A 12,738-nucleotide genomic window follows, 5' to 3' on the forward strand; every position below is an offset into this window, starting at 1 on the left:
CATGGACGACCGCCAACACGCCTTCCTGGCCCGCCAACCTTCCGCTGCCCTGAAAAACCGCGAGCGGTTTCTCGGCATGCCCAAGCGCGGTCTGGCGTTCCTCTTGGCCAACGTCATGTTCTGGCAACCGATGTGGGCCCAGGCCGACGGCATCGTGGTCAGCGCCCCGGGCACCGGCCTGGACCGGGCCGGCAATGGCGTGCCCATCGTCAACATCGCCAAGCCGAATGCCAACGGTCTGTCCCACAACCAGTTCAAGGACTACAACGTCGGCAGCAACGGCGTAATCCTCAACAACGCCACCTCGCGCACCCAATCCACGCAACTGGGCGGGATCATCGTCGGCAACCCGAACCTCCAAGGCGCGGCCGCCACGACCATCCTCAACGAAGTCAACGGCGGCAGCCCCAGCCAGTTGCGCGGCTACACCGAAGTGGCCGGGCAATCGGCCCATGTCATCGTCGCCAACCCCTACGGCATCAGCTGCAATGGCTGCGGTTTTATCAACAGCCCGAAAGTGACCCTGAGCACCGGCAAACCAATCGTCGAAAACGGTCGGCTGGATCGTTATCAAGTGGACCAGGGCAGCGTCGCCATCGAAGGCGCCGGTCTTAACGCGACCAACGTTGACCACTTCGAAATCATCACCCGCAGCGCGAAAATCAACGCTGAGATCCAGGCCAGGAACCTGACGATTGTCGCTGGGCGCAACGACGTCAACGCCGACACCCTCAAGGCTACTGCCCGCGCCGACGACGGCAGCGCCAAGCCGGAACTGGCGATCGACTCCTCGGCGCTGGGCGGGATGTACGCCGGCGCGATCAAACTGGTGGGCACCGAGGCTGGGGTTGGGGTGAAGCTGGACGGCAAGTTGATTGCCAGTGGCGGCGATATCCAGCTCGATGCCAATGGGCATTTGAGCATGGTCGATACCTCGGCCAGCGGGGCGGTCAACGTCAAGGCGGCGAGTCTTGACGCGAAGGGGCCGGTCTATGCCGGCACGACCCTAAGCGCCCAGACCCAGGGCAACCTGACTAACCAACAAACCCTCGCCGCTCGGGACAGCATCACGTTGAATGCCGGTGGGCAGCTAACCAACAATGGCGTTATCGAAGCCGGGGTGAATGCGGATAACACGCGTAATGCTTCGGGCGATGTGAGCCTCACGGCACAAAGCCTGAACAACAACGGCAAGAGCATCGTCGCCAGCCGTAACCTCACCGCCAACATTGCGCAAACGCTGAACAACCAGGGCGGCACCCTCAGCGCCGGGCAAACCGCCACGGTAAAAGCCGGAACGCTGGACAACCAGAACAAAGGCCGGGTGCTGAGCAGCGGCACGCTGGGCGTTACTGCCGACAAACTCCTCAACACCCAAGGCACCGTCAGCAGCAACGGCAACCTGACGGCCAATGTCGGGCAGTTGATCAACAACGCCGGTGAGCTCAGCAGCTTGGGCAACGTCACGTTGCGCGTTGCCTCGCTGGATAACGTCGCGGGTCTGGCGGCGGCGGGGCAGATGCTCGACATCAGCGCCAGCGGCCAGATAAACAACCAGGGCGGGCGCCTCACGGCGAGCAAGAACGCCCAATTGAGCGCCGCGTCGCTGGACAACCGCCAGGGCTCGCTTTCGACCCAGCAAGGGCTGAACCTGAACCTGGCGGGGCAACTGCTCAACGCGCAGGGCAGCGTGATCAGCAGCGACACGCTGCAGTTGAAGGCCGGCCAGGTGAACAACGCCGCCGGCCGCATCGCCAGTGCCAAGGCGCTGGACGCCAGTGTCACCGGCCTGGATCAACAGGGCGGCCAGTTGTTCAGCAACACCAGCGTTGCGCTCGACCTCAACCACGGGCAGTTGAACAACCAGGGCGGGCTGATCAATGCCCCCGGCAGCCTGTTGCTGAAAAACCTCGCGGCCGTAAACAACCGCGACGGCGAAATCTCCAGCAACCAGGCGTTCAGTCTGAACGCCACAAGCCTGGACAACAGCGGCGGCAACCTGAGCAGCAATGCAGACCTGACCGTAAACATCGACGGCACATTGACCAACCTCGATGGCGAAATCTCCAGCGCCGGCCTGACCCGGCTCAACGCGCTGGCCTTGAACAACAGCAACGGCCAGGTGCTCGGCGATAACGCCCTGGACATTAACGTGGGCGGTGCGCTGGACAACCGCAACGGCGTGCTCGGCTCGGGCAAGGCTGTGGCGATCAAGGCGGCCAGCCTGAACAACAGCGCCGGCGGCCAGTTGATCAGCGACGGCAGCCTGACCGCACGCATCAGCGGTGTGCTGGACAATCAGAACAAGGGCGAAGTGGTTGCCAAGGGGGAGATTGACCTGCAAACCGGCCATCTCGACAACCGCGGCGGTCGTCTGGCCGGCAATGATCTGCTGAGCGTGCACAGCGACTCCGTGGATAACCGTGGCGGGAACGTGCGTGCCGACAAGGCCTTGCAGTTGACGGTCGATCAACTGGACAACCGGGAGGCCGGGGTCATTTCCGGCAAAAGCAGCGTCTCCTTCGACGGCGCGCGCCTGGACAACCGCGCGGGGTTGCTGACAAGCGTCGGCCCGCTGACCTTGAAAGCCAATGAAGTACAGAACGGCCTCGGTCGCATCTCCAGCCAAGGCCAACTCACTGCCAACCTCGGCGCCCTGCAACAGCAGGGCGGTGCGCTGGTCGCTCAAGGCAACCTGAGCCTGAGTGCCGACACACTGGATAACCGCAACGGCGGTTTGGTCGGCACCACAAAGGCACTGGATCTGCAGGTCGGGCAGATCGATAACCGGGCCGGCGAATTGTCCGCCGGTCTTGGCGCAACGATAGGCGGCCAGCGGCTGGACAACAGCGAGGGCGGCAAGCTCATCGTCGGCACTGACCTGGAAATGAAAGTTGCCGAGTTGATCAACCAGAGCAAAGGGCTGATCCATGCCCAAGGCCACATGACCTTGAGCGGCAGCTCGCTGGACAACAGCGAGGGCCTGCTCAACAGCCTCAACGGACTGGTGATCACCCTCGATAACTCACTGTTGAACAGCAAAGGCCTGATCAGCAGCGAAGGCGAGTTGACTGTCGAGGCGGGCAGCCTCGACAACACCGCGGGCAGCCTGAGCAGCGCCGCGATGTTGTCGATTGCCAGCGGTGCAGGGTTGATCAACCAGGGCGGCTCCATCAGCACCGACGCCGCACTGACCGTCAAAAGCGCCAGCCTGGACAACAGCCAGAAAGGCCTGATCTCGGGCAAGGGCGCGACCCAGGTCACCACCGGGGCCCTCAACAACAGCCAGGGCGGGCTCCTGACCTCGGGCAATACCCTCACGCTCAACGCCACGCAGGTGAACAACGCCGCCGGCCGTATTGCCAGCAGCCAAGCCTTAACCGCGTCGATCACCGGCCTGGATCAACAGGGCGGCGAACTCTTCAGCAACACCAGCCTCAGCCTGGACATGAACCAGGGCCAGTTGAACAACCAGGGCGGCTTGATCAACGCCTCGGGCGCGTTGCTGTTGAGCAACCTCAAGGACGTGAATAACCAGAACGGGGAAATTTCCAGCAAACAGGCGTTCACCCTGGCGACGCAAAACCTGGATAACAGCGGCGGTAAAGTGCTCAGCAGCCAAGGCCTGATGCTCAGAACCGCCCAGGTCCTCAACAACGCCCGCGGCGTCATCTCGGCCGCCTCGCTCGACAGTCGCAGCAACCGCCTGGACAACAGCGATGGCTTGATCAGCAGCCGTGACCGACTCGACCTGACTGTTGACACCTTGCTCGACAACCAGCGCGGCTCACTGATCGCCGACGGCGCGCTGCTGTTGGCTGCCGATCGCCTGGACAACCGCGCCGGGAGTATCGCCGGCAAGACCGGGCTCGATGCCAGCGTCAACACGGTGGATAACCGTCAAGGCACGTTGATCAGCACCGACGCCCTGACGCTGAAGGCCTCCAGCCTCGACAACCGTCAGGCCGGCCTGGTCGGCGCGACAAAAGCGCTGGATCTCGACGTGGATGAGCTGGACAACCGTGGCGGTGAGCTGTCGGGTAACGCCGACGTCACGCTGGTCAGCCAGAACCTCGACAACAGCGACGGCGGCCAGGTGTTCGCCGGACAAGCGCTGAAGTTGACCGTGGACAAATTGCTCAACCGCACCAAAGGCCTGCTCAGCGCCAAGACCGAACTGGAACTCAACGGCGGTTCGCTCGACAACAGCGGCGGCTACCTGGTCAGCCTGCAGAATCAGCGCATCAACCTGAGCCGCGACCTGCTCAACACCCAAGGCCAGCTCAGCAGCGAAGGCACCCTGAACGTCAGCGCCGCCAACCTGACGAACACCGGCGGCAGCCTGTCCAGCGCGGCAGACCTGACCGTGCACAGCCTGGGTCGCGTCGACAACCAGGGCGGCGAACTGCTCACCGACGGCGCGTTGCTGCTCACCAGCGCGGCGCTGGACAATCGTCAGCAGGGCAACCTCAGCGGTAAAGGTGCGGTAAACGTCACCACCGGTGCCTTCGACAACAGCCAGAAGGGCCGGCTCAACAGTGGCGGCACGCTGAACCTGACGGCCGCCCAGGTCACCAACCAGGACGGCGGCCGCATCGGCAGCCAAGGCGCGTTGACCGCGTCGGTTACTGGCCTGGACCAACAGGGTGGTCAGCTGTTCAGCAACACCTCGCTGAGCCTGGACCTGCACAACGGCCAGCTCAACAACCAGGACGGCTTGATCAATGCACCGGGCACGCTGCTGCTGAAAAACCTCAACGGCGTGAACAACCAGGGCGGCGAAATCTCCAGTGCGCAAGCCTTTACCTTGGCCGCGCAAAACCTCACCAACGACAGCGGCAAACTGCTGAGCAGCCAAAGCCTGACCCTGCGCATCGCCCAGGCGCTGAACAACGTCAAGGGGATGATCGGCGCGGCCAGCGTCGATGCGAAGGCGCAAAACCTGAACAACAATGGCGGCACGATCACCAGCCGCGGCGGCCTTGAACTGACTGTCGATCAACAACTGAACAACCAGGCCCAAGGCCTGATCAGCGCTGCGCAACTGCTCACCCTCAACGGTGGCGATCTGAACAACCAGGGCGGCAGCGTGTTGGCCGGCGGTGCGTTGGTCCTCAACGCCATAGCCCTGAACAACAGCGCCAACGGCCTGATCAATGCCCAAGGCGACCTCAGCCTCGGCGCCGATTCCCTGGATTCCAGCAACGGTGGCGAAGTGTCGGCCAAGGGCGACATCAACCTGACCCTGGCATCGCTGACGCAAGACGGCGGCCGCCTGCTCGGCGAAAAAGCCGTCACCCTGAACCTCGGCAACGGCGACCTGAACAATCGCAACGGCCTGATCACCGGCAAAGGTCCGCTGACGTTCAATGCCCTGCGCGACCTGAACAACCAGGGCGGCGAAATCTCCAGCAGCCAGAGTTTCAACCTCAAAGGCCGGACCCTGGACAACAGCGGCGGCAAGCTGATCAGCAGCCAGAACCTGGGCCTCGACGGCCAGGCGCTGGTCAACCAGAACGGCTTGATCTCCGGCTGGCAGGGGCTGCTGGTCAACGGCGCGAGCCTGGATAACCGCAACAACGGCACACTGTCCAGCCGCAACGGCAATGTGAACCTCAACCTGCTGGGCAACCTCCTCAACGGCAACGGCGGGGCGCTGGTCAGCCAGGGCAGCCTGGGCGTGACGGCCGGTTCGGTGGACAACACCAAGGGCATTCTCAGCAGCGGCGGTGCGCAGAGCCTCACCCTCAGCGGCGCGTTGGATAACGGCCAGGGCGGCCTGATCGACAGCGGCGCGGGCCTGACCCTCAAGGCCACTTCCGTGGCAAACGTCAGTGGCGCGGTCAATGCTCAGCAAGCACTCACAGTCGACACCGCCGGGTTGAATAACCGCCAGGGCAGCCTGATCGGCAACGCAGCCGTCAACCTGAACCTCAATGGCGTGCTCGACAACAGCGGCGCCAAGCTTGCCAGCGCCGGTCCGCTGACCGTAAAAGGCGCGACCGCGATCAACAACCAGGGCGGCCAGATCGCCAGCCAGGATCAACTGACCCTGCTCACCGGCACCCTGGACAACAGCAACACCGGCACCCTCGCGGCAAAAAATGCCTTGGCGATCACCGCCACCGGCACCGTGCAGAACCATACCAACGGCCTGATCTACAGCCAGACGGCTGATGTCGAACTCACTGCCGCAAGCCTTGCCAACGGCAAGGGCGAGATGCAGGGCCAGACCGGCCTGGACCTCGAACTGAGCGGCAACCTCGACAACCAGGGCGGCAAACTCATCGCCCAGACCGGCGACGTCAGCGTTGGCGCCGCCAGCATCGACAACCGCGGCGGCACCCTTGCCGCACTTAAAGGCGCGATTGAAGCGCGCACCGTGGGCGTATTGCGCAACGGTCTGGACGTGAACAACAAGGGCGGCGTGATCCAGGGCCAGCGCCTGAACATCCGCGCCTTGGCCGGCCTGAACAACAACGGCGGACGAATCGCGGCCCAGGCCGGCGATGTCATCATCAACACCGCCGACCTGAACAACCGCAACGGTGGCCTCTACGCCACCGGGCTGGTCAATGTCAGCGGCGCCAACCTGGATAACAGCGCCGGCCAGATCGCCGGCAACCGTATCGAGCTGGGCTTGAGCGGGGTGTTGACCAACGCCGGTGGGATCCTCGAAAGCGACAGCACGATGGCGCTGCGCGCGGCGAGCGTGGATAACCAGGGCGGCAAACTGCGCGCTTTGGGTACCAGCGGAACGACGGATTTCCAGATTGGCAGTCTTTTCGATAACCGCAACGGTAGTCTGGAGACGGCCAACACCAACCTAACCCTGGCCGCCAACAGCTTTCTCAACAGCGGCGGCCAGCTGCTGCACCTGGGCGACGGCACGTTCGACATCTCCCTGCCGAACGTCACCGGCGCCGGCGGCACCCTCGTCACCCGCGGCGGCCTGACGCTCAACGCCGATACCTGGACCAACACCACGGCCATCCAGGCCGGGCGCTTGAACGTGAACGTCAACAACTTCACCCAGACGGAAACCGGCCAGTTGCTGGCTTCGACGCGGCTGGAGGGTACCGGTGGAAATTGGGTGAACAACGGCTTGATCGCCAGTGATGGCGACCTGCAGTTGAGCCTGGGCGGGACCTATTCGGGTGTTGGCCGAGTCAGCAGCCTGGGGCGTCTTTCGCTGAAAGCGGCCAGTGTGTCCTTGCCTGACGCCGGCCGTATTACCGGGGGCGGATCGACCGACATCACCGCTGGCTCGATCATCAACCGTGGACGCATGACGGCCAATGACGACTTGCTGCTCAATACGTCGTCCTTGAACAACTACGGCACTTTGGGCAGCGCCCAGGACCTCACCGTCAACGCCACGCAATTGCTCAACGACAGGGGCCTGATCTTCAGCGGCGCGGGCATGCAACTGCGCAGCGATACGCTGAAAAACAACTACGCGGACATCTACAGCTTCGGTGACCTGACCATCTCCCGAAACGCGGCAGGCGCCCGGGCAGATGTGATCGAAAACATTTCCGGCACCCTGGAAAGCGCGGGCGACATGCGCTTGCTCGCCACTTCCATCACCAACCGCAAAGATGAGCTGACGTACACGCAGCAACGGGTGAATGGCTACATCACTCACAGTTGCAGCCATTGCTCGGACGAGTGGAACGTCTGGTATTACGTCAATGAAGTCTACGAAACCACGCTCGACAAGGATTCGCCGACCGCCTTCATCACCTCCGGCGGCAACCTGACCGTCACCGGCTCGAACTTCCTCAACCAGTACAGCTCGGTGTCGGCAGCGAAGAACATCAACATCACGGTCGATACGTTCAAGAACGAAGGCGTCAACCTCGAGACCATCACCTACCGCAGCAACTACCGGAACCCGGCCGACAGGGAGCCGGGCAGCATCTACCTGGGGCTGATCGGTCCGGGCGGTGCGGTCAACGAATACAACAAATACAGCGCCAAGTACGTGCCGCTGTACCGACGGGCCGACGGCGGCTACTTCTACCAGCAGGAAAGCGGATTGAGCACCGAGCTGAATCCGGATTACGACCCGTCGAAAAACATGCCCGTGCCCGTGGAAGTCACCCGGTACGGCGTTTTCTCCGCAACGCAGACGGCCAGTACCGGCAAAAGCGTCAACGCGGTGATTCAGTCCGGCGGCAGCACCACGATCATTGCCTCAACGTCATTGAACAACAGCGTACAAACCGTCAACGCGCCAATTCTCACCAGCGACAGCAAGGTCGACGACACCGGCACGCTGCGGGCAACCACGCCGTTCATTGTTCATCTCAACAGCCAGCTTCCACCTGACCTGGCCCAGCAACGGATCGACCCGCTGGCTTTGCCGGGCTTTGTCATGCCCCAAGGCCAGAATGGCCTGTTCCGCTTGAGCGGACAGGGCACCAGCAGTGCGCCGGCCTCTCAGGCGCCGGTGGTGCCATCCACCTGGACGATAGGCGGCGCCAGCGTGAGCGCCTCGGACCGGACCACCGGTATACCGGCCCTCACCGGGCGCAACCTTCAGATTGCTGACGTCGGGCAGGTTTCGGCGGCCGATCGGCAGTTGCAATTACTGGCTCGCGAAGGTGCTGACATTACCGTCGGCGCCTCAACCATCCAGACCGCAATCCCGACGGACCCCGCTACGGGCATGCCTCAGTTGCCTGGACATACCCACGAAGGCACCGCCATCGGAGGCGCTGGTGCGACTGATGTTTCGGTGGCAATTCCCAAGCCTGTTGCCAGCCAGACGGTGGCGCGCGTGGCAGCCCTGCCCAATGCGACGGTCACCTCCAACCCGCACAAATACCTGATCGAAACCAACCCGGCGCTCACCGAACTCAAGCAATTCATGAGCTCGGACTACCTGCTGCAGACCCTCGGCTACGACCCCGACCAGAGCGCCAAGCGCCTGGGCGACGGCCTCTATGAACAACGCCTGGTGCAGCAAGCCGTCATCGCCCGCACCGGGCAACGCTTCCTCGAAGGCCAAACCTCCAACGAGGGCATGTTCAAGTACCTGATGAACAACGCCCTCGCCAGCAAGCAGGCGCTCGACCTGTCCGTGGGCGTCAGCCTCACCTCCGAACAAGTCGCCGCCCTGACCCACGACATCGTCTGGATGGAAAACGTCGAGGTCAACGGCGAGCAAGTCCTCACGCCGGTCCTGTACCTGGCCAACGCCAACAACCGCCTGGCCGCCAACGGCGCGCTGATCCAGGGCCAGGACGTAACGCTGATCGCCGGCAAGGACCTGAGCAACGCTGGCACCCTGCGCGCCAGCAACAACCTCTCGGCCACCGCCGCCAACGACCTGACCAACAGCGGCCTGATGGAAGCCGGCAACCGCCTCGACCTGCTGGCGGGCAACGACCTGACCAACAAGGCCGGCGGCATCATCGCCGGGCGCGATGTGTCGCTCACCACGGCGCGGGGCGACGTGGTCAACGAACACACGGTGACCAACTACGACGACAAAAACGGCGCCTGGTCATGGTCGATGGGTTTTGCCGACAGCGCCGCCCGGATCGAGGCCGGCAACAACCTGAGCATCGACGCCGGACGCGACTTCAACACCATCGGCAGCGTCGTGCGCAGCGGCAACGACCTGACCCTCGAAGCCGGCCGCGACGTCAACATCGTCTCGGCGCAGAAAGCCGACCGCATCACCGACCACGGCGATCACGATGACTCGGCGATCAAACAGCTCGCTTCCGAAGTGACGGCAGGCCGGGACTTGGACGTCACGGCCGGTCGCAACTTGACAGCCATCGCCAGCGAACTCGAAGCCAAGCGCGACGTAGACATGAGCGCCGGCGGCGACATGACCCTGGCGTCGGCGGCGGATGAAGTGCATTCGTACAACAAAGGCTCAAGCGTCACCCGCAAGGAAGACCACGTCAGCCAGGTCGCCACCACCGTGAAAGCCGGCGGCGACGTCGTGCTGGGCGCCGGCAACGACATGACCCTGATCGCCAGCCGCATCAGCGCCGCGAATGAAGCGTATCTGGTGGCGCAGAACAAACTGCAACTGCTGGCCGCACAGAACTCCGACTACACGCTGTATGACATGGAGAAGAAAGGCGGTTGGGGGAGCAAGAAGACTCAGCGCGATGAAGTGACGGATGTGAAAAACATCGGGAGCGAGATCAGCGCTGGGGGGGATTTGAAGTTGGTCAGTGGGGGGGATCAGCGGTATCAGGTGGCGAAACTGGAGAGTGGTGGGGATATTTCGCTCGACAGTGGTGGCGCGATTACTTTCGAAGCTTTGAAGGATTTGCACAAAGAAGACCATGCAAAAAGCAAAGGCAGCATGGCCTGGAGCTCAATGTCGGGTAAAGGCAGTACCGACGAAACCCTGCGTCAGACCCAGATGGTTGCTGCTGGTGCTATCGCGATCAAAGCTGTCGATGGGCTGAACATTGATATTAAGCAGGTCAGCCAAGAGAGCGTGCACCAATCGATCAAAGCCATGGTCGATGCGGACCCGCAACTGGCGTGGTTGGCCGAAGCCGAGAAACGCGGCGACGTGGATTGGCGCAAGGTCAAGGAGGTTCACGACTCTTACAAATACAGCCACTCCGGGATGGGGCCGGCTGTGCAGATGATCATCGCTATTCTCGTGGTTTACTTCACTGCTGGCGCGGCCAGTGGCTTGATTGGCACCATGGCCGGGAGTTCTGCAGCAGCTGGTTCAGGTGCAGCCTTGGCCGCAGCCGGAACAGCTACCACATCAGCTGTGGCCGGCGGCGCATTGGCTGGCTCAACAGTGGCCGCAGGTTGGGCCAACGTGGCGCTCACCGCTATCGCAACCGGCGCCGCGAGCAACGCCACCATCAGCTTTATCAATAACGGTGGCAACCTGGGAGCGGTGTTCAAGGACGTAACTTCTTCGGACGCCTTGCGCGGTTACGTGGTGTCGGGGGTAACGGCGGGTCTGACAGCCAGCATCTTCGACAAGATGACCGGTACCACCACCACGGTGGAGGGCGTCTTGCCTAACGCCGGCAAGGTAATTACGCAAGGCGGTTTGGGGAGCCTGGAAGGTATTGGCCGATTTGGTGCCAACCAACTGCTGCAGAACGGTACGTCAACTTTGCTGGACCGGGCGCTCGGTGGTAATAGCCAGTTCGACGATGCCCTGCGTAGCAGTTTAGCGAATACCTTTGCTGCGGCGGGATTCAATCTGGTAGGGGATCTTGGTAAAGGGTTCGATTTAAAGGAAGGCGGTCTAGCTAAGGTTGGTTTGCATGCAGTTATGGGTGGTCTCGCAGCTGAGGTAGCTGGAGGTGATTTCAAGACTGGCGCACTGGCTGCCGGCTTGAACGAGGCTCTGGTTGATACTCTGGCCAAGCAATACGACGCCATGCAGCCTGACCAGAAGCAAAGATTGTTGGTGATGAACTCTCAGTTGATCGGGGTACTTGCGGCCGCAGCAGGCGGTGGTGATGCGGCAGACTTGCAAACCGGTTCATGGGCTGCGCAGAACAGTACGCAATACAACCGTCAACTGCACCCGGACGAAATCGAATTTGCCAGCGATAAAGAGCGAGTAAAGCGATACGCTGCGCAGAACGGCTTAACCGAAGAGAAGGCACAGCAGGAACTGCTGCGCACTGCTGCCGCCATGGTGGACCGTGGTTGGGACAGTGTGCTGACGGAAGGTAAGACGGCGAGAGCAGCAGATTATCTTCGAGTGGAGTTGAACCAGTACAAGAGCGACACGCTGTTCAAGGTGTCGTTGGCCGATTACAACAATGAGCGTGTTGGCCTGGTCGAGTTGTTTAAAGACAAAACCGCACTCGATAAAATGCTCAAGAACGTCGCATTGGTTGATCCGCTAGACTACCGAACCGATGCACGATACATGCGTGAAGTGCTTGACGCCAAGGGACGAGGTAGCCAGGAAGGTTTTGCCTTGGCGGTGGAAGGCATGGCAAGCGGTCCGTCGAAGGCGGCGCTTTGGGCAATGGGAGCGGCCAACTGTCCAAGCTGTGCGGCGGCTGAGGTGCAGGAGGCTTGGAACGCAGTCCTGAGTATTCCGGAGGAGCTTCGGCTGAAGGGGTACTTGGACAACTTGCATATTATGCAGGGTGGCGGTGCTGCGGTCGTACAGTCGAATGAGGCCTCCAGCACTGCTATAGGCGTTGGTATTGGGGTTGCGCTGGAAGGTGGGCTTTCTGGATTAACAACCGGGAAGACACCTGTAGGTATTGTGGGGCAAGGGCCTAAACCCGTATTGGTGTATCTCGATAACAACAGTTCTCCAGATATTCGTAATCGGCTAATAGGAGCAGTTCAGGATGTCCGGCAGGATTTACCTGACAGAGGTAATGTTGCTTTTGCAGAAATCAACATACCTGCCCTATCCAGTGAACAATTGCTGATGAAGTCTTTTAGCGGGTACGATCAGCGTGTCGACGATTTTCTACCAAAGCCAAATGGAAGCTTAGATAGTTGGGTTCTGAAGCCGGATAGCGCAACTTCAAAATATATAGGTGGGCCGGGTGCATATTTGAGAGATGCGGATACTGAATTTAAGATCTTGGAAACAGTTGCGCAGAGGCTTGGTCAGAATACTAGCGCAACAGGGCGCATAAACTTGCTCTCTGAAAAAGCAGTTTGTCCTAGCTGTACAGGGGTGATCTTACAATTTAGGGAGCTTTATCCAAATATCCAGTTGAATGTATTTACGCGTGATTGAGTTTTATTGGA

Annotated in this window: 1 protein-coding gene; it reads left to right on the forward strand. The window is 61.4% G+C overall.

All coding sequences use genetic code 11. The annotated features are described in order from the left end of the window. Position 1 precedes the first annotated feature (1 nt). Entirely contained in the window at positions 2-12,727 is a 12,726-nt protein-coding gene (locus J3P96_RS07950; RefSeq protein ID WP_434656417.1) for a deaminase domain-containing protein, read from the forward strand. Positions 12,728-12,738 lie beyond the last annotated feature (11 nt).

The organism is Pseudomonas sp. R3-56 (genome assembly GCF_051132075.1).
In the GTDB taxonomy this organism is placed as follows: domain Bacteria; phylum Pseudomonadota; class Gammaproteobacteria; order Pseudomonadales; family Pseudomonadaceae; genus Aquipseudomonas.